Raw genomic sequence first — 19,348 nt, forward strand, 5'->3', positions numbered from 1 at the left:
CCAGACGGCCCGCCCAGGCCTTCCGACTCTCGATCGACAGACGAAAAAAAACCCGGCCGGAGCCGGGTTTCGCTGACATCAGAGAGGGACCGTTTCTGTACCCCTCTCCGCCGTCGCAGAGCGACAAATCGCTCAGGGCTTGTTGCCCGTGGGGAAGGGCCATGCAGCTTGCGGGCTCAGTGCCGTCTTGGCAGCGGGCGCGGCAGCAGCGGGCTTGGCAGCCGGCTTCTTGGCAGCGGGAGCTGCCTTCTTCACCGGAGGCTTGACGGGCGCGGCATCCTTCTTGGCAGGCGCAGCAGCAGCCTTCTTGACCGGCGGCTTGACAGGCGCAGCGGCCTTCTTCACGGGAGGCTTGACGGGTGCAGCAGCCTTCTTGGCAGGAGCAGCAGCCTTCTTCGCGGGTGCAGCGGCCTTCTTGGCAGGAGCAGCAGCCTTCTTCGCGGGTGCAGCGGCCTTCTTAGCAGGAGCAGCAGCCTTCTTCGCGGGCGCAGCAGCCTTCTTGGCAGGAGCAGCAGCCTTCTTCGCAGGTGCAGCGGCCTTCTTCGCAGGAGCAGCAGCCTTCTTCGCGGGTGCAGCGGCCTTCTTAGCAGGAGCGGCAGCCTTCTTCGCAGGTGCAGCGGCCTTCTTAGCAGGAGCAGCAGCCTTCTTTGCAGGTGCAGCGGCCTTCTTGGCGGGAGCAGCAGCCTTCTTAGCAGGCGCAGCGGCCTTCTTCACGGGAGCAGCAGCGACCTTCTTTGCTGGTGCAGCAGCCTTCTTTGCGGGAGCGGCGGCCTTCTTAGCCGGTGCCTTCTTTGCAGTTGCCATTTCAGTTCTCCTTGATCAAGTGGAAAAAGCACTGTGTGCGGTCGACGCTAGCTCAAGCCTCACACAGCTATTCACCGCCCAGATGTCGCCCAGGAGGAGCGCCCCAGTACGGAGAATTCGGTTTTCAAACGCCGCGCCCGAGTCCTGTGGGACAGGGGTCACTGCGCTCGACAAATCAGTTACTTATTCGTCTGCTTGAGTGGGAACTGAATGGGAACGCAAAGCGAATTCAGGCTTTGTGTCCTAGTTCAGCCAAAGGGCTTGCAGGCCCTTTGGCCTAAGCCAGGCGAGAGACAAGCCGCAGGGCTTGTCTCTCGTCCGGGCTCAGCCAATGCGCTTGCAAGCGCCTTGGCCTGACTGAGGCAGGAGACAAGCCGCAGGGCTTGTCTCCTGTCCACAGTCAGTCCCAGCTCAATGCGCCACCGGATTGGTATTCGATGACGCGGGTTTCAAAAAAGTTGCGTTCCTTCTTCAGGTCAATCATTTCGCTCATCCAAGGGAAGGGGTTCTCTTCGTTGGGGAAGAGTTCATCCAATCCGATCTGGGTCGCGCGCCGGTTGGCGATGTAACGCAGATAGCCCTTGAACATCGACGCATTCAGACCCAACACGCCACGCGGCATGGTGTCTTCGGCGTAGGCGTATTCCAGTTCCACGGCCTTCATGAACAAGGCCTTGATCTCGGCCTTGAACTCGGGCGTCCACAGCTGCGGGTTCTCGAGCTTGATCTGGTTGATCAGGTCGATGCCGAAGTTGCAGTGCATGGACTCGTCGCGCAGGATGTACTGGTACTGCTCGGCAGCACCGGTCATCTTGTTCTGGCGACCCATGGCCAGGATCTGGGTGAAGCCCACGTAGAAGAACAGACCTTCCATCAGGCAGGCAAACACGATCAGACTCTTCAACAGAGTCTGGTCGGTTTCCAAGGTGCCGGTGTGGAAGTTGGGGTCCATGATCGCGCCGATGAAGGGGATCAGGAACTCGTCCTTGTCACGGATGGATTTGACTTCGTTGTAGGCGTTGAAGATCTCAGACTCATCCAGACCCAAGGACTCCACGATGTACTGGTAAGCGTGGGTGTGGATGGCTTCCTCAAAAGCCTGGCGCAGCAGGAACTGGCGGCACTCGGGCGCCGTGATGTGGCGGTAAGTGCCCAGCACGATGTTGTTGGCGGCCAGCGAATCGGCCGTCACGAAGAAGCCGAGGTTGCGCTTGATGATGCGGCGCTCGTCTTCGGACAGACCGTTAGGGTCCTTCCACAAGGCGATGTCGCGCGACATATTCACTTCTTGCGGCATCCAATGGTTGGCGCAAGTGGCGAGGTACTTCTCCCACGCCCATTTGTACTTGAAGGGGACCAGCTGATTGACGTCGGTCTGGCCGTTGATGATGCGCTTGTCGGCGGCCTTGATGCGATGCGTTGTGGCGCTCAGCACGGGCTGCGTTGCTGCAGCGCTCGGCGCTGCCGACGAGCCGCCGGCAGCTTGTGCCTGAACGCTGCTCGCTTCATTTTTGGTGACGTCTGCACCCGCGTTCGCAGCATTGCCGGTCGCGGTATTTGCATGTGCTTTTTCAGCGTGCTTCAGGTCTTCTTCCCAAACCAACATAGTGGCCTTCCTATCGGATCGAATTATCAGAGTGTTGCGTTCAAACACCAAGGACTTCTTGACATGGAGATGCGATCTGCGTTGCTCGCTCGCATCGTCCAAGTCGCTCAATCACCGCTGTTCATCGCGGTTCTGAGCGCCTGCTGTTCTTCACGCAACCCACCGAGGGTGTGGTTCAAGAGGTCTGCGATGCAGGCATTGCGCAGACCTCGATTCGAGTTTGGCCCGATGAACACGGGGATCTCGGCCAAACCCCAAACTTTCAATTCACTCGCACTCGTCGCGCCAAGAGTTTGCAAAAGGAGGCTCGCTCCGCAAGCCGCCCAGTTCACGCCAAGCTCGCGCGATGTGTGCGCTCGTCGACTGATGCTTCACCGCAGCTTGTGACTTCGTCGCAACCTTTGGCGAAGCATCGCCGTCTTACTGACACGCCTCGCAGTCGGGGTTGTGACGTCGTCGCAACCCCGGCGAGGCATTGCCCGCTTACTGACACGCCTCGCAGTCGGGGTTGTCAATCGAGCAGAACTTCATGTCGGTCGCAGGCAGTGCTTCTTCGACCGGCGCGGCAGGCGCGGCGGGTGCCGACACCATGCTGGGCGCAGCGCCCGAGGACACCGAGTTCAGCTGACCCGACTTGGTCACCGTGCTCTTCTCGGCCGAGGAGGCGCTCATGGTGCGCAGGTAGTAAGTCGTCTTCAGACCGCGCAGCCAAGCCAGCTTGTAGGTCTCGTCCAGCTTCTTGCCCGAGGCACCCGCCATATAGATATTGAGCGACTGTGCTTGGTCGATCCACTTCTGGCGACGTGCGGCAGCTTCCACCAGCCAATGCGTCTCGACCTCGAAGGCGGTGGCGTACAGCGCCTTCAACTCTTCGGGCACGCGGTCGATGCGACGCAGCGAACCGTCGAAGTGCTTGAGGTCCATGACCATCACGTCGTCCCACAGGCCCAGCTTCTTCAGGTCACGCACCAGCGACTCATTGATGATGGTGAACTCGCCCGACAGATTGGACTTGACCGAGAGGTTGCCGAAGCAAGGCTCGATCGAGGCGTCCACGCCGATGATGTTGGAGATGGTGGCGGTCGGCGCGATGGCCACGCAATTGCTATTGCGCATGCCGTGCGCTTGGATCTTGGCGCGCAGTGCGTCCCAGTCCAGCGTCGTGCTGCGATCCACTTCCACATAACCGCCGCGCGCCTTGGCCAGCAGGTCCAGGGAGTCGATGGGCAAGATGCCCTGATCCCACAGCGAACCCTTGTAGGAGGAATAGCGGCCACGCTCAGCAGCCAGCTCGGTCGAAGCCTGGTAGGCGTAGTAGCAGATCGCTTCCATCGAACGGTCGGCGAACTCCACGGCGGCTTGCGAGGCGTAAGGCGTGCGCAGCGCATACAGCGAGTCCTGGAAGCCCATCAGGCCCAGACCCACCGGGCGATGGCGCAGATTGGAGTCACGCGCCTTCTTGACGGCGTAGTAGTTGATGTCGATCACGTTGTCCAGCATGCGCATGGCGGTCGAGATCGTCTTCTTCAGCTTCTCGTGGTCAACGCCACCGTCCTTCAAGTGCTGGACCAGATTGACCGAACCCAGATTGCAGACGGCGATCTCACTGTCGTTGGTGTTCAGCGTGATCTCGGTACAGAGATTGCTGGAGTGCACCACGCCCACATGCTGCTGGGGCGAACGCACATTGCAAGCGTCTTTGAAGGTGATCCAGGGGTGGCCGGTCTCGAACAGCATCGAGAGCATCTTGCGCCACAGGTCCTTGGCGGGCATGCGCTTGAACAGCTTGATCTCGCCACGGTCGGCCTTGGCCTCATACTCAACGTAAGCCTTCTCGAAGGCGGCACCAAACAGATCGTGCAGATCGGGCGTGTTGGAGGGGCTGAACAGGGTCCAGTCACCACCGTCCATGACACGGCGCATGAACAGATCGGGGATCCAGTTCGCGGTGTTCATGTCGTGGGTGCGGCGGCGGTCATCGCCGGTGTTCTTGCGCAGTTCCAGGAACTCTTCGATGTCCAGGTGCCAAGATTCCAGATAGGCGCAGACGGCGCCCTTGCGCTTGCCGCCTTGGTTCACCGCCACGGCGGTGTCGTTCACCACCTTCAGGAAGGGGACCACGCCCTGGCTCTTGCCATTCGTGCCCTTGATGTGCGAGCCCAGGGCGCGCACAGGCGTCCAGTCATTGCCCAGGCCGCCGGCAAACTTGGACAGCAAGGCGTTTTCTTTCAGCGCCTCGTAGATGCCGTCCAGATCGTCGGCCACGGTGGTCAGATAGCAGCTGGACAACTGCGAGCGACGGGTGCCGGAGTTGAACAGCGTCGGGGTGCTGGACATGAAGTCAAAGCTGGACAGCACTTCGTAGAACTCGATGGCGCGGGTTTCGCGGTCGACTTCGTTCAGCGCCAGGCCCATGGCCACGCGCATGAAGAAGGCCTGCGGCATCTCAATGCGCTGGTCGTCGATGTGCTGGAAGTAGCGGTCGTACAGGGTCTGCAGGCCCAGGTAGTCGAACTGCAGATCGCGCTCGGCCTTCAGCGCCGCGCCCAGGCGGGCCAGGTCGTACTGAGCCAGCTTCTCATCCAGCAACTCGGCGGCCACACCCTTCTTGATGTACTTGGGGAAGTACTCGGCATAGCGCTCTTGCATCTGCTCTTGGCTGATCTCACCACCGACCACTTCACGGCGGATGGTGTGCAGCAGCAGGCGGGCGGTGGCGCGGCTATAGCCCGGGTCTTTTTCGATCAGGGTACGGGCGGCCAGGATGGAGGCCTTGTAGACCTCGTCGATGGGCACGCCGTCATACAGATTGCGCTTGGTCTCGGCCAGGATGGGCTCAGGCTTCACATCGGCGCCCAGATTGGCGCAGGCCGACACGATCAGGCTTTGCAGATGGGCCAGATCCAGGGGCACGCGCTGGCCGCCATCAATTACCGTCAGGGCGGCCGAGGCCACGGGCGTGACCTGCTCCACCTGGCGGGCACGCTCTTGATTGCGGCGCTCGCGGTACAGCACATAGGCACGCGCCACTTCGTGATGGCCACCGCGCATCAGACCCAGCTCCACCTGGTCTTGCACATCTTCAATATGGAAGGTTCCGCCGCTCGGGCGCGAGCGCACCAGGGCGCGCACCACGGCTTCGGTCAGGCCGTCCACCGTCTCGCGCACGCTGGCCGAGGCCGCACCGGTCGTGCCATGCACGGCCAGAAAGGCTTTCATCAAAGCCACGGCGATCTTGCTGGGCTCGAAGGAGACCACCGCGCCATTGCGGCGCAGGATGTGATACGCCAGAAAGGCCGACGATGCGCCTTGACTCGCGCTCACGGGGCCTTGCTGGCTTGCGCCTTCGGGCACGGCTTGATCGACTTGAGTTTGCATTGCTAAAAACCTTTCCTGGCTGGTCTCGGGGGTGTCAGAAATCAAAGAGCGCCGCGGGCTGGCCGACTCGGCTGCGTTGCGACGCTTGGATTTTTGAGAATTGATGTTGTTGACTTGTTGTTTCTTTTTGCTGAGTCGGAGGGGCATCCGAAGCTCCATTCCACGCCTTCGCCGTCGTCCTGCTCTGAACGGCGCGGGGCTGCAATCTGACCTTTTTTGCACAAACGCATGGCGAGATCACAGCTTGTCCCATCTGGCCACATGGGCCGAACTTGGCCGAATCCGGCCACCGCATCCCGCAAGCTGAAGCCGACTGGCGGCTCACCCAAGCAGGTGCGACGACGCACTCACTCAGCGGGATGAAATAGACAGATTGGGCAAGACCCTGGACTTCCTTGCTCGACCCTCCCCCGGGCGTGCAAAGAGGGGCTGCGAAGCCCCTCTTGATGCCCGCCGAAGCCGGGAGAAAATCCTGCAACTTGGCCGCCCGGAACGCACGCAAAACTGCGCGTTTCCGAGTGCTGAAGTCAGGTGTGAAGCATACCATGCGGCGCACTATATCTGGGGGCTCCACCCCCTTCAAGCACTACAGCTAGCGTATCAATACCGCTTGACGTTGCTGACTTGCCGCGCTAGCAAGGGCCTGGAAAGCGCCTCCAAAACCGCTTTCGGCGCCACCTTTTGGCGGGCAAGAAAGCCGCCCAGACAAGGCCCTGTGGCGCGTAAGCCCCGATGGCGTGGGGGCCCGCGCAAACAAGCCCGCATGGCGCTTGGTTTTGCGGCCGGAATGCCTCGCAAAGCCGCGCCAATACTGGCGCTGCGAAGCCGGTGTTGCAAGACTTGGGGTCCAGTCGACTCGTCAAGCAAAGCGCTGGCAAGCCAGCCGCTGCAAACAATTCAGAACGGGTCGGGCCGGCCAAGAACCCTCGCGCAAGAGGGGTAAATCCCAGCGTCGACGACTTCGTCGAAAGGCCTTTCGCACCCGTCTTTGCGTTGAAGCAAAAAACTCGCGGGACCCAGGGAATACCCGAGGATTCTAGCCGCTAGGCGATCCATGCCGGATTCGGCAGCAAGCAGCTTCAAGCCCCCTCGGCGTCGGTGATGCCCAGCCGGGCCATGCGGTAGCGGATCTGGCGCAGCGACAAACCCAGGCTGGCGCCCGCGGCCGTGCGATTGAAGCGGTGCAGATCGAGGGCGCGCAGCAAGATGTCACGCTCCACCTCATCCAAATAGGCCGCCAGGTCGCTGGGCAACAGCCCCTCCCCTCGGGCCGGCAGCTCATGCTTCAGGGACGAGCCCGGCTCGGCCAGCTCATCCAGGGCGCCGAGTTGGGAGTCATCCAGCATGGCCTCAGGCAGGCCCAGATCGCCCGCATCGATCCACTCCCCGCCCGCCAGCGCCAGTGCGCGATGCAGCAAGTTCTCCAGCTCGCGCACATTGCCGGGGAAGGCATAGCGCTGCAGCAGGCTCAGTGCGCTGGCCGTCAGGCGCGGCACGGGCGAGACACCGGCATCGGCCGCAATGCGCTCGAGCACCTTGTCGCTGATCAGGGCCACATCCTCGATACGCTCGCGCAGCGGCGGCACGCGCAGCTGGATGACGTTGAGGCGGTAGAACAAGTCTTGCCGGAAGCGGCCGGCCGTCACCTCGGCGCTCAAATCCTTGTGCGTGGCACTGAGTATGCGCACATTGACCGGCGCCTCCACCACCGCCCCCACCGGCCGCACCGAGCGCTCCTGGATGGAGCGCAAGAGCTTGCTCTGCATGGCCAGGGGCAGATCGCCGATCTCGTCCAGAAACAGCGTGCCGCCATCCGCTGCCTGGAAGAAACCCTCGCGGTCTTCGTTGGCGCCGGTGAAAGCGCCCTTGCGGTAGCCAAAGAACTCAGCCTCCAACAAGGCCTCGGGAATGGCGCCGCAGTTCACCGCCACAAAGCGCTGGCGCAGACGCGAGCCGCTGTCGTGAATGGCGCGCGCCACCAACTCCTTGCCGGTGCCGGACTCGCCTTGCAAGAGCACGGGCGCCATGCTGCGGCCCACCTTTTCGATCAGCTGGCGCACCTCCTGAATCGCGGCAGAGCAGCCGGCCAGGCGGGACAAGGCCGTCACAGGCTGCTTGAGCGCCGGGGCAGCGGCCGGGACGGCTGGCAGCGGCTTGCTGGCCGGCGGCGCCGGCGGTGGGCTGACCTGCGCACCGGGCTGAGCGCCCTGCGCCTCCGAGGGTAGATTGGCCGGCACCACGGTGGCCGCCACGGCCGGCACCCGGCCCAGGGCCGAGGCCACCACCAGGCGGAACTGACGCAGATCCACCGGCTTGGTCAGATAGTCATAGGCGCCGGCCTTCAAGGCCTCGACCGCGTTCTCGGCCGAGCCATAGGCCGTGATCACCAGGGTCTTCTCCTTGCGCGCCTGGCTCTCCAGCCACTGCAAGATATCCAAGCCGCTGCCGTCGGGCAGGCGCATATCGGTGATGACGGCACTGAACTCACGTTGCTTCAATTGCCGCAAGGCCTCTTCCACCGTGCCTGCGGTCTCCAGCTCATAGCCTTCGCGCAGCAGCGTCAGCTCGTACAAGGTGCGCAGATCGGGTTCATCGTCCACCACCAGAAGGCTGAAGGGGCTTGTTGTGCTCATGCGCTAGCGCTCAATTGGAAGGGTGACGGCCGAGGGCCGCAGGGGCGGAAGCAGCTGAAGAAGCGGCTGAAGAAGCCGCCAGCAAACGCAGGCGCAGACTGAACTCATTGCCCGCGCGAGCGGGATCGTGGCGGCGCTGGTAGTCGATGCTGGCGCCATAACGCTCACACAGCTCGCGGCAGATGTACAGGCCCAGGCCCGAACCGCGGCTGCGGGTGGAGAAGAAAGGTTCAAACAGATGCCGCTCCACATCGGGCGGTATGGCCGGCCCCAGATTGAACACGCTCAGGCGCACCCAGGGCTGTGGATCGGGCGCGGGCGCGCGCGAGGGTTTGTGGGCCGCATCCGGCACCGGCTCGGCCTCCTGCTCCAGCAAGACCTGCATGCAGCCTGGCCCGCGCTCGGCATGGCGCCAGGCGTTGTCCAGCAGATTGACCAGCACCCGGCGCAGATGCTCCGGGTCAAAAGCCACGATCAGCGGATGCAAGGGCACGCTGCAGCTGAGCGGGTCGGAGGGGCCAGGGGCGAGTTGATTGGTGCGCGCCCATTCCAGGCAGATCTCGTTGACCAGGGCGGCAGCATCCAGGGGCACCGCTGCCGACACCGCGCCTGGCGCCACCTCCAGCACATCGTCCACGATGCGTTTGAGCCGCTGCACATTGGAGGCCACCATGCGCGTCAGTTGCTGGACTCGAGGCTCGACGGCATCCTCCGACAACAGGGCATTGGCCTGATCAATGGCCGCCAAGGGATTGCGAATCTCATGCGCAATACCGGCCGACACCCGGCCCATGGCCGCCAGCTTGTCCTGCTGGATGCGAGCCTGCACGCGGCGCTTGTCTTCCACAAACAGCACGCATAAATCTTCACTGGTGTCGGGCGCGCGGCGGCGGGTGAAGCGCATGCGCAGGCGCAGGCTGCGCTGCAGGCCAGAGTCAAAGGCCAAGTCCACATCGCGCCCACCCTCGGGCCAGGCACCGTCGGCAAAGGCCTGCTCCACCGCCTGCACCAGCGGGTGCCAGGCCTTGACCCCGCGCAGCTGAAACGGCGCACTGCGCACGGCCGCCGCACCATCGGCCAGCAAAGCCCGCGAGGCCGGGTTGGCGGCGCGCACCCGGCCGCGCCGATCCACCACCATCACCCCCTCTTGCATCTCGTCGATCACTAGGCGATTGAGCTGGGCCTGCTGGCGCGCAAACTCCATGCTGCCACGCGCGGCGCGCTCTTCCTTGGCCAGGCGGCTGGCCAACTCGCTGGCCAGCAGGCTGATGACGAAAAAGCCGCTGCCCACCAGGCCGGCTTGCGTCATGCGCAGGCCCACATCGGCCCCGGCCAGCACGGCCCAGCCAGCCACGCCCAGCATCAGCAAAGCCGCACAGGCCGCCGTCGCCAGCGCCAGCAGGCGCGGCGTCAGCACGCCCGCCATCAGCACCGGCATCACCAGCATGGCGCCGTAATTGACATTCGCCCCGCGGTCGAAGGCATGCAAAACACCGAACACCAGCAGATCCAGACCGATGCTGGTCCACCAGGGCGGGCTGGAGACGCGCGCCATGCTGCGTGCCGACGCGCCCTTTTGCAAAGGCGGCCACAGCCACAAGACCATGGCCTGCACCCCGTAGAGCACGCACACCACCAGGGTCCACTCCGGTGCCGGTGCGCCTAAAAAACCCCCGATGACCTGGGTCGCCACCAAGGCCAGGCCGAGGGCGGCGCGGGCGCCCAAAAAAGCACGGTAAAGGCGGGCGAACGCGCTGCCGCCGCTGTTCACCAAACGGCGCGCTTGCTGAAAAAAGAACTGCGACTCGGCAGCGCTCTCGCTTGCCGCGGGCCCGGCCTCAGCCCGACCCGCAGCGATCGCCGCCGCGTCCTCACCAAGCCCGGATTCGGCCGCCAACTCCTCGCTCGGGTCCGGGTCCCACAAGGCTTGCACGCTGTCGTCCGAGCGTTTCTTCGACAAGGCCTTGGGCCGGTCGTCCCCCGGGCCAAACCAGGATTGCGCGGGCTCAGCACTCATGCGGCGCCGCCATGCTCCGCTTCATAGGCCTTGCGATGCGAGCTGCAGCAGAACACACCGCCGCGGCCTGGCAAAGCCTCCTCGGCAGGCAGATGCAGGCCACATTGCGCGCAGCTGGCCATGTCCTTGGGCGCGGCGGGCTGCGGCTCGGGCACCTCTTTTTTGGGCTGAGCGGGCCGCGAATGCTTGACCCCCAGCAAAAAGAACACCAGGCCCAGCAAGAGGATCAGAAAGAGAAACTTCAACATCGTGGCTACCCAGGTTCAGCGAGCTCAAATTCAGGCGGCCAGAGGCCGCTGCAAGATCACTTCCAGCACAAAGCGCGAGCCGGCATAAGACAGCAGCAAGAGCAAAGCGCCGAAATAAAGCCAGCGGGTGGCGCGCCGGCCGCGCCAGCCAAACACCTTGCGGCCGGTTAGCAGACCGGTCAGCACCAGCCAGCCCAAGACGGCCAGAAAGTTTTTGTGGTCCCAATGCCAGTGCGGTGTGAACCACCAGCCCAGCAAAATCGCGATCGACAAAGCCGCCACCCCGGCGCCGACGAACTGAAAGGTCAGCCGCTCCAGACGCAGCAAAGGCATCAAGGGCTGAGCCGCCGCGCTGGCATTGGGCGAGCCGGGCTTGAGCACACGCATCATGCGCTCGGCCCGATTCAGCATGGCCGCGTGCAGCACCGCCACCCCGAACAAACCGTAGGAAGCCAGACCCAGCAGCCAGTGCAGCGGCGCCCAGGGCGAACCCGCCAATGGGCGGCTTTCGCCCGGGAATGCAAAGGCCAGCAAAACCGCCGCCGCCGACATCAGCGCCAGCACCCGGCGCACGCCGGGCAGAGGGACAAAGCGGCTCTCCACCATATAGACGGCCAACACCAGCCAGACCGTGGTCGACAGGGCAGGCGCAAAGCCAAAGCGCGTGCCACTGACCGCCTGCCCTACCCCAGACACATCCACCAGCAAAGCCAAAAGGTGCGCGCCCCAGGCCAGCAAAAGCAGGCCCGCTGAATCGGCCAGGCCCTGAGCACCCGTGGCCTTGGAAGCCCGTACAGCGACCCAGCCATAGGCCAGGGCGGCCAACAAACTGGCGCCAGCCAAGACCCAATTGGCGGCACCTGAAGATGCGATGGATAAAATCATGGCCACAGTGTACTTTTGCGCGCCCGGCCCTAGTGGCAGCGCCACCCCCCATGGCTTCCAATTTGACCGACCGCCTCAGTCGCCTCGTGAAAACGATGCGCGGCCAAGCCCGCATCACCGAAAGCAATGTCCAGGAGATGCTGCGCGAAGTGCGCATGGCTCTGCTGGAGGCCGACGTGGCCCTGCCCGTTGTGCGCGACTTCATCGCTCGCGTCAAGGACAAGGCCCTGGGCACCGAGGTGATCGGCTCCCTCAACCCCGGCCAGGTGCTGGTGTCCATCGTCCAGAAAGAACTCGCCGCCACCATGGGCGAGGGCGTGGCCGACATCAATCTCGCCGCCCAACCGCCCGCCGTCATCCTGATGGCCGGCTTGCAAGGCGCGGGCAAAACCACCACCACCGCCAAGCTGGCCAAGCATCTGATCGAGAAGCGCAAGAAAAAGGTGCTGACGGTCTCGGCCGACGTCTACCGCCCCGCCGCGATTGAACAGCTCAAGACGGTGACGGCCCAGGCCGGCGCCGAGTGGTTCCCCTCCGCGCCGGATCAAAAGCCGCGCGAGATCGCCCTGGCCGCCATCGACTACGCCAAAAAGCATTACTTCGATGTGCTGCTGGTGGACACCGCCGGCCGCCTCGCCATCGACGAAGCGCTGATGGCCGAGATCCGTGATCTGCACGCCATCCTGAACCCGGTCGAAACCCTGTTCGTGGTCGACGCCATGCAGGGTCAAGACGCCATCAACACCGCCAAGGCCTTCAAGGAAGCCCTGCCCCTGACCGGCGTGATCCTGACCAAGCTGGACGGTGATTCACGCGGCGGTGCCGCCCTGTCGGTGCGCCAGATCACCGGCGCGCCGATCAAATTCGCCGGTACGTCCGAGAAGATTGACGGCCTGGAAGTGTTTGACGCCGAACGCCATGCCGGCCGCGTGCTGGGCATGGGTGACATCGTCGCCCTGGTCGAGGAGGTGACCAAGGGCGTGGACGTGGCCGCCGCCCACAAGCTGGCTGAGAAGCTCAAGAGCGGCAGCGGCTTCGACCTCAACGACTTCCTGGCCCAGATCTCGCAGATGAAGAAGATGGGCGGGCTCTCCGGCCTGATGGACAAGCTGCCCACCCAGATGACCGCCAAGGCCGGCCCGCAAGACATGGACCGTGCCGAGCGCGATATGAAGCGCATGGAAGGCATCTTGAACGCCATGACGGCCAAGGAGCGCCGCCAGCCCGCCCTGCTGATGGACGGCAAAAGCAAGGCCAGCCGCAAACGCCGCATCGCCACGGGCGCTGGCGTGCAGATCCAGGACGTCAACCGCCTGCTGACTCAGTTTGATCAGATGCAAAGCATGATGAAGAAGATGAGCGGCGGCGGCATGATGAAGATGATGAAGAAGCTGGGTGGCATGAAAGGCCTGAAGGGCATGATGCCAGGCATGTAAACATTCCCAGCCTTTCAACGAAAAGGGCCAGCAGTCGCTGGCCCTTTCTCATTTGCGCAATTCCTCGCTCACTCCAGCAAAGCCTGCGCAAACTCCCGCGCATTGAAGGTCTGCAAATCCTCCAGCTTCTCGCCCACCCCGATGAAGTAAACCGGTATGGCCCGCTCGCGGGCGATGGCTGCCAGCACGCCGCCCTTGGCCGTGCCGTCCAGCTTGGTGACGATCAGGCCGGTCAGACCCAGGGCATCGTCAAAAGACTTGACCTGGCTGAGCGCGTTCTGGCCGGTATTGCCGTCCACCACCAGCAAGACCTCATGCGGCGCCTCGGCCTGCGCCTTTGTGATCACACGCTTGATCTTCTTCAGCTCTTCCATCAGGTGCAGCTGGGTGGGCAGGCGGCCGGCCGTGTCGGCCAAAACCACATCACAGCCGCGCGCGCGGCCGGCATTGACCGCATCAAAGGTCACCGAGGCCGGGTCGCCGCCCTCCTGGCTGATGATTTGCACCTGGGTGCGATCGGCCCAGACCGAGAGCTGCTCACGCGCCGCCGCGCGGAAGGTGTCGGCAGCGGCCAGCAGCACTTTTTGATCGGCCTCGGCCAGATGGCGGGTCAGCTTGCCGATGCTGGTGGTCTTGCCCGCACCGTTCACACCCACCACCATCATCACCGTGGGGCTGTGCTGGCCAACGACCAGGGCGCGCTCCAAGGGTTTGAGCAGCTCAGCCAGGGACTCCACCAACAGGGCCCGCACGGCGCTGGGATCGGTGGCTTTTGTGTCCTTCACTCTTTGCTTCAGATCCGCCAGCAAGAACTCGGTCGCCTTGACGCCGGTGTCGGCCATCAGCAGCGCAGCTTCCAGCTCCTCGTAAAGCGCATCGTCAATCTTGGTGCCGGTAAAGACCTGGGCGATGCTGGAGCCGGTCTTGCGCAAGCCTTGGCGCAGCTTGTCCATCCAGCTGCGGCGCGGTTCAGGCGCAGGCGACGGCGCGAGTTCGGGCGCAGCGACAGGCACGACCGCGGGCAGGACTGGAGCGGGCGCCGCAAGGACAGCGGGAACTTCTGCAACCGCTGCAGGCACGGGTGCAAGTGCGGGCGCGGGCGCAGATACGGGTGCAGGAGCCACCGACGGCTGCACCTCGACCTTGACCTCGGGCTGGCTGAGCTCCGCCACAAGCTCGCTGGGCAGGGGAGCCACGGCAGGCGCTGGCGCGGGTGCCGCTACGGCCTCGGGTGGCGGAGGAGGAGGTGGCGAAGCACCGAATTTTTTCTTGAAGAAACTGAACATCTAAACGCCTAGATTCCTGGGTCCCTGGCCTTGCAAAGCAAATCTTTGTTGCAGCGGGCCCAGCGCAGAGGCCAGTGCTGAACGCCCCGACCCGAAGTCCCGAATCATAATCGGCCGAGCCTTCTGCAACCCTCCAGCAGCCCTTCAAGCCGCCTTGTGCAGAGCGCTCCAGCCGCAGGTCCCGATTCCAAGAGAAGCAAAGACGCCAGCCATGCAAATCCATGAAGCCCAGGCCACCGCCGCCCTGCTGCCTTTTGATCGCTTGATCCCGGCCGTGGCCCAAGCCATGCGCGACCTGCGCGACGGCCGCATCCACGCCAGCCCCCGCACCGTCCTTCCCCTGCCCGAGGGCGGCAGCTATCTGGCCATGCCTTGCACCGATCAGCGCTATGCCGTCACCAAACTGGTGGCCGTCACGCCCGCCAACCGCGCCCTGGGTCAACCCACGATCCAGGGCCGGGTCATCGTCAGCGAAGCCGCCTCGGGAACGCCGCTGATGATTCTGGACGGCTCGGTCATCACCGCCCGCCGCACCGCCGCCGTCACCTTGCTGGGCATAGAGACCTTGCTGGGACAAGCGCCCGCCAGCGTCGCCTTGGTGGGCACCGGCAGCCAAGCCCGCATGCATGCCCTCGCCATGAGGGAACGCTGGCCCGGTGTGGAGCTGCGCTGCGTGGGTAGAAGCAATACCCAAAGCAAACTCTTCGCCGCCAGTCTGAGTGAACAAGGCGTCAGCAATGTGCTGGCCTTCCCGCTGGAGCAGGCCTTAGACGGCGCGACCGTGGCCGTCGCCGCCACCACATCCTTGAATGCCGTGCTGCCTCAGGAGGTTGCGGCCGACACCTTGATCGTCGGCCTGGGCAGCTTTACGCCGCAGATGGCCGAACTCCCGGCCACCCAGGTGCGCAGCCGCCAACTCTGGGTTGACGATTTAGAAGGCGCTCGCCACGAGGCGGGCGACCTGCTCCAGGCCGGTGTTGATTGGAGCCGCGTCCACCCCTTGGCCGAAGCCCTGGACGGACAGACGGCCTTGCGCCGCCCCCTGCTATTCAAAACCGTGGGCCATGCGGCCTGGGACTTGGCTGCGGTTCGGGTCGCTCTAGGCGCTTGATCTAGGCGCTTGAGCCAGGCGCTCAAACAGGATTTCTTAAACTTTTTTCAAAAACTCTTGCGCAGCCCAAAAAAGTGCTGCTATAGTAGAGGGCTTGAGGCGCTTTAGCTCAGCCGGTTAGAGCGACGGAATCATAATCCGCAGGTCCGGGGTTCGAATCCCTGAAGCGCCACCAAAAAGAAGAGAAACAGCCCAAGGCCAAAACCTTGGGCTGTTTTGTTTTCCGGACGCCGAACACGCGTTCTGTGAAGACAAAAAATCTTTGCCCGATTCACGCAGCCCCTGGACAAATACCATGACTCGCTGTGCCAACTCTTGGTTCGCCTCCGCCGTGTTGACCGTGGCGGCCTGCTGTTTTGCAGCCGCACCCGCGCTGGCGCAAAGCCACCGCCCCTTCCCGCCCCAAACCCTGCGCGGTGAACTGGTGGTGCAGCAAACGCCCGACGTTTTGCTCAACGGTAAACCCGCCCGCCTTGCCCCCGGTGCCCGCCTGCGCAGCGACGGCCATATGCTGCTGCCGCCCGCCAGCGTGGCCGGCCAGAAGTTGACGGTGCATTACACGGTGGACCCCGCCGGCCTGCTGATGGATGTGTGGGTCTTGAACTCGGCCGAGCTGGCCAACAAGACCTGGCCCCGCTCGCCGCAGGAATCGGCCAGCTGGAGTTTCGAGCCCGGCACGCAGACCTGGACCAAACGCTGAATCTCAACGCAATCTAATTTCGCGGCCGGGCCGAGCGCCGGGCCGCCCCAAGCCGGCCCGCATCCCCTCGGGGGATCGGCCGGTGTACCCAACGGACGAGGGGTCCCATGCCTAAAAAAGTCTTCATCAAAACCTTCGGCTGCCAGATGAACGAGTACGACTCGGGCAAGATGGCCGATGTGCTGGGCGCGGCCCAGGGTTACGAGAAAACCGAGAACGTTGACGAAGCCGACCTGATTCTTTTCAACACCTGCTCGGTGCGCGAGAAGGCGCAGGAGAAAGTCTTCAGCGATCTGGGTCGCATCAAGCACCTGAAGGAAAAAGGCGTGCTGATCGGCGTGGGCGGCTGCGTGGCCTCGCAAGAAGGTGCGGCCATCATCGAACGCGCACCCTATGTGGACGTGGTCTTCGGCCCGCAGACCCTGCACCGCCTGCCGCAAATGCTGGCGGCCCGCCGCGACGAGCGCCGCCCGCAGGTGGACATCTCCTTCCCCGAGATCGAGAAGTTCGACCATCTGCCGCCCGCCAAGGTGGAAGGCGCCTCGGCCTTTGTCTCCATCATGGAAGGCTGCTCCAAATACTGCAGCTACTGCGTCGTGCCTTACACCCGTGGCGAAGAGGTCTCGCGCCCCTTTGACGATGTGTTGACCGAGATCGCCGGCCTGGCCGACCAGGGCGTGATGGAAATCAATCTGCTGGGTCAGAACGTCAACGCCTACCGCGGCAAGATGGGCGCCACCGGCGAATACGCCGACCTCGCCCTACTGCTGGAGTACTGCGCCGACATCCCCGGCATCGAGCGCCTGCGCTTCACCACCAGCCACCCGAACGAGTTCAGCCAGCGCCTGGTCGAGGCCTATGCCAAGGTGCCGCAGTTGGTCAACCATCTGCATTTGCCGGTCCAGCATGGCAGCGACCGCATCTTGATGGCCATGAAGCGCGGCTACACCGCCCTGGAGTTCAAGAGCACGATCAAGAAGCTGCGCGCGATTCGGCCCGACATCCGCATCGCCAGCGACTTCATCGTCGGCTTCCCCGGCGAGACCGAGGAAGACCACGCCAAGCTGATGAAGCTGGTGCATGACATCGGCTTCGATGCCTCATTCAGCTTCATCTTCAGCCCCCGACCCGGCACGCCGGCCGCTGCGCTCGAGGACACGACGCCCTACGAAGTCAAGGTCAAGCGCCTGCAAGAGCTGCAAGCCGTCATCGAGGCCAACACCCTGGCCATCAGCGAGACCATGGTGGGCAAGACCCATCGCATCCTGGTCACCGGCAATGCCCGCAAGGACGCCAGCGAGTTGATGGGCCGCACCGAGTGCAACCGCATCGTCAACTTCAAGGGCCACCCGCGCCTGATGAATCAGCTGGTGGACGTCAAAATCACCCAGGCCTTCGCGCACTCCTTGCGCGCCGAGGTGCTGACGAGCGAAGACGCTACTTTTTTGGCCTGAAAGCCAGCCACCACTGCGGCAGGCTGATGCTCAACAGCATCAGCCCATAACCCATCATCTTGCCGTCATGGCCTAGCACAGCCAAGGCCGCAACCAAGCCAAGGCTGCCGCCCACACCGCCCCATTTGAGCAAGCGCAGCCAGGCCAGGCCCTGGGTTTCGCGCCGCCACAGCAGCTTGCAGGCCGCGGCCAGCAGCGCGGCCACACACCAGGCGGGGGCAAAGAAGTTGGCGAGATGCCAGATGGCGTCGAGTGGACTCAAGATGGAAAGACGCCCAGGGCTGGGATGAAAGTGTTTGGAAACGAGCAAGGCTTGAGTTAAATCAAGTCCAAAGCCCCAAGTTTTACCGCCAGACAACGCTTCTCGGCCTTGGTCTGACAGATGTCAATTTTATAATCCCCTCATGTCAGTCTTTGCCCTGGGCTTGAACCATAACTCCGCGCCGTTGGATTTGCGCGGCCGTTTTGCGTTCTCGCTGGAACAACTGGCACCCACCTTGCTGGGCTTCCGCCAGCAGTTGCAAAGCCCCAAGCTCAGCAAAGGCGCCGAGGCCGCCATCCTGTCCACCTGCAATCGCACCGAGCTTTATGTGGCAGGCGACAGCAGCATGGTGCAACCCGCCGTCGACTGGCTGGCCCAAATCGGTGGCGTGGGCTCCAGCGCCTTGATGGACCATGCCTATGTGCTGCAAGGCAGCGCCGCCGCCCGCCATGCCTTCCGCGTGGCCAGCGGCCTGGACTCCATGGTCCTGGGCGAGCCACAAATCCTGGGTCAGATGAAGCAGGCCGTGCATCACGCCAACCAGGCCGGCACGGTAGGCACCACTCTGCACCAACTCTTTCAGCGCAGCTTCTCGGTCGCCAAAGAAGTGCGCAGCTCGACCGAGATCGGCGCCCATTCGATCAGCATGGCCGCCGCCTCGGTGCGCCTGGCCGCTCAGCTGTTTGAAGACCTCAGCAAGATCAAGGTACTTTTCGTCGGCGCGGGTGAAATGATCGAGCTGGTCGCCACCCATTTCGCCGCCCGCACGCCAAAATCCATGGCCGTGGCCAACCGCACGCTGGAGCGTGGCGAGAAGCTGGCCGGCCGCCTGGGTGCCGAGTCAATCCGCCTGGCCGATCTGCCACAGCGCTTGCATGAGTTTGACGCCGTCATCTCCTGCACCGCCAGCAGCCTGCCCTTGATCGGCCTGGGCGCCGTCGAGCGCGCGCTCAAGGCCCGCAAGCACCGACCCATGTTCATGGTCGATCTGGCCGTGCCGCGCGATATCGAACCCGAAGTCGCCCAGCTGGACGATGTCTACCTTTACACCGTCGACGAATTGGCCAATCTGGTGCAGACCGCCGGCGAGAAGCGCCAAGCCGCCGTGCAACAGGCCGAGGCCATCATCGAAACCGGCGTGCAGAGCTTTGTGCACTGGCTGGGTCAGCGCCACACCGTGCCCCTGATCCAGGCCCTGAACGCCCAGGCCGAGGGCTGGCGCGAGCATGAAATCAATCGCGCCCGCAAGCTGCTGGCCAAGGGGGCGGATGTGGAAGAGGTGCTGGACGCCCTCTCGCGCGGCCTGACCCAGAAAATGCTGCACGGCGCCCTGGCCGAATTGCACGCCAGCGAAGGCGAGCAAAGAGTGCAGATGGCGCAAACCGTGTCGCGCCTGTTCCTGCGCAATAGCAGCCGCAACCCGGCCAATGCGGTCGAGCGCTCGGACGAGCATTAGCGAAGTCGGTGGCAAGCCCGGGGCACTCCCTGCCCCATTCCTCGCTTCCCGCTTGAAGCGACGTCTCCACGC

At 63.7% G+C, this 19,348-nt stretch carries 15 protein-coding genes and 1 tRNA gene; 6 read left to right on the forward strand and 10 right to left on the reverse strand.

What is annotated here, in order from left to right:
* Positions 1-132 precede the first annotated feature (132 nt).
* The 8 genes from DBR47_RS04605 to DBR47_RS04635 form a co-directional block, all read right to left on the reverse strand.
* Positions 133-804: a histone H1 gene (locus DBR47_RS04605; RefSeq protein ID WP_124447394.1), complete on the reverse strand. Its 672-nt coding sequence runs from the start codon at positions 802-804 to the stop codon at positions 133-135.
* A 400-nt stretch (positions 805-1,204) separates the two neighbouring features.
* A complete protein-coding gene (locus tag DBR47_RS04610; protein ID WP_124447396.1) occupies positions 1,205-2,410 on the reverse strand; it encodes a ribonucleotide-diphosphate reductase subunit beta in 1,206 nt (401 codons plus the stop codon).
* Between the two features lie 107 nt (positions 2,411-2,517).
* Positions 2,518-2,661 (reverse strand): hypothetical protein, encoded by a 144-nt coding sequence (locus DBR47_RS24535; RefSeq protein WP_156089035.1) that lies wholly within the window; start codon positions 2,659-2,661, stop codon positions 2,518-2,520.
* A 232-nt stretch (positions 2,662-2,893) separates the two neighbouring features.
* On the reverse strand, positions 2,894-5,788 hold the full coding sequence (locus DBR47_RS04615) for a ribonucleoside-diphosphate reductase subunit alpha (RefSeq protein ID WP_124447398.1): 2,895 nt from the start codon (positions 5,786-5,788) through the stop codon (positions 2,894-2,896).
* Between the two features lie 1,079 nt (positions 5,789-6,867).
* The gene (locus tag DBR47_RS04620; protein ID WP_124447400.1) at positions 6,868-8,421 is read right to left on the reverse strand and encodes a sigma-54 dependent transcriptional regulator; all 1,554 of its coding nucleotides are present in this window, start codon (positions 8,419-8,421) and stop codon (positions 6,868-6,870) included.
* Between the two features lie 10 nt (positions 8,422-8,431).
* Entirely contained in the window at positions 8,432-10,438 is a 2,007-nt protein-coding gene (locus DBR47_RS04625) for a PAS domain-containing sensor histidine kinase (protein ID WP_124447402.1), read from the reverse strand.
* Positions 10,435-10,686 carry a PP0621 family protein gene (locus tag DBR47_RS04630; protein WP_124447404.1) on the reverse strand — a complete coding sequence of 84 codons (252 nt, stop codon included), beginning with the start codon at positions 10,684-10,686 and terminating at the stop codon, positions 10,435-10,437. Before DBR47_RS04630 ends, DBR47_RS04625 begins: the two co-directional genes overlap by 4 nt.
* Positions 10,687-10,716: 30 nt before the next feature.
* Positions 10,717-11,571 (reverse strand): inner membrane protein YpjD, encoded by an 855-nt coding sequence (locus tag DBR47_RS04635; RefSeq protein ID WP_124447406.1) that lies wholly within the window; start codon positions 11,569-11,571, stop codon positions 10,717-10,719.
* A 50-nt stretch (positions 11,572-11,621) separates the two neighbouring features.
* On the opposite strand from DBR47_RS04635, the gene ffh reads away from it, so the two are divergent.
* Positions 11,622-13,007, forward strand: a complete 1,386-nt coding sequence (ffh, locus tag DBR47_RS04640; RefSeq protein WP_124447408.1) for a signal recognition particle protein — start codon at positions 11,622-11,624, stop codon at positions 13,005-13,007.
* A gap of 68 nt (positions 13,008-13,075) precedes the next feature.
* On the opposite strand, the gene ftsY is transcribed toward ffh, so the two are convergent.
* Positions 13,076-14,293 carry a signal recognition particle-docking protein FtsY gene (ftsY, locus tag DBR47_RS04645; protein WP_124447410.1) on the reverse strand — a complete coding sequence of 406 codons (1,218 nt, stop codon included), beginning with the start codon at positions 14,291-14,293 and terminating at the stop codon, positions 13,076-13,078.
* 211 nt (positions 14,294-14,504) lie between these two features.
* Between ftsY and DBR47_RS04650 the strand changes: the two genes are divergently transcribed.
* The 4 genes from DBR47_RS04650 (at position 14,505) to miaB (ending at position 17,558) form a co-directional block, all read left to right on the forward strand.
* Entirely contained in the window at positions 14,505-15,404 is a 900-nt protein-coding gene (locus tag DBR47_RS04650; RefSeq protein WP_124447412.1) for a delta(1)-pyrroline-2-carboxylate reductase family protein, read from the forward strand.
* A 98-nt stretch (positions 15,405-15,502) separates the two neighbouring features.
* A tRNA-Met gene (locus DBR47_RS04655) sits at positions 15,503-15,579 on the forward strand.
* Between the two features lie 120 nt (positions 15,580-15,699).
* A complete protein-coding gene (locus tag DBR47_RS04660; RefSeq protein ID WP_124447414.1) occupies positions 15,700-16,104 on the forward strand; it encodes a hypothetical protein in 405 nt (134 codons plus the stop codon).
* A 107-nt stretch (positions 16,105-16,211) separates the two neighbouring features.
* Entirely contained in the window at positions 16,212-17,558 is a 1,347-nt protein-coding gene (miaB, locus tag DBR47_RS04665) for a tRNA (N6-isopentenyl adenosine(37)-C2)-methylthiotransferase MiaB (protein WP_124447416.1), read from the forward strand.
* On the opposite strand, the gene DBR47_RS04670 is transcribed toward miaB, so the two are convergent.
* Positions 17,542-17,820: a hypothetical protein gene (locus DBR47_RS04670; protein WP_124447418.1), complete on the reverse strand. Its 279-nt coding sequence runs from the start codon at positions 17,818-17,820 to the stop codon at positions 17,542-17,544. The two genes, miaB and DBR47_RS04670, sit on opposite strands and share 17 nt — an antisense overlap.
* A 142-nt stretch (positions 17,821-17,962) precedes the next feature.
* Here DBR47_RS04670 and hemA point away from each other — a divergent pair, with 142 nt between their 5' ends.
* Positions 17,963-19,276 carry a glutamyl-tRNA reductase gene (gene hemA / locus DBR47_RS04675; RefSeq protein ID WP_124447420.1) on the forward strand — a complete coding sequence of 438 codons (1,314 nt, stop codon included), beginning with the start codon at positions 17,963-17,965 and terminating at the stop codon, positions 19,274-19,276.
* Positions 19,277-19,348: the final 72 nt, after the last annotated feature.

The organism is Paucibacter sp. KBW04 (assembly GCF_003852425.1).
Classification (GTDB): domain Bacteria; phylum Pseudomonadota; class Gammaproteobacteria; order Burkholderiales; family Burkholderiaceae_C; genus Paucibacter_A.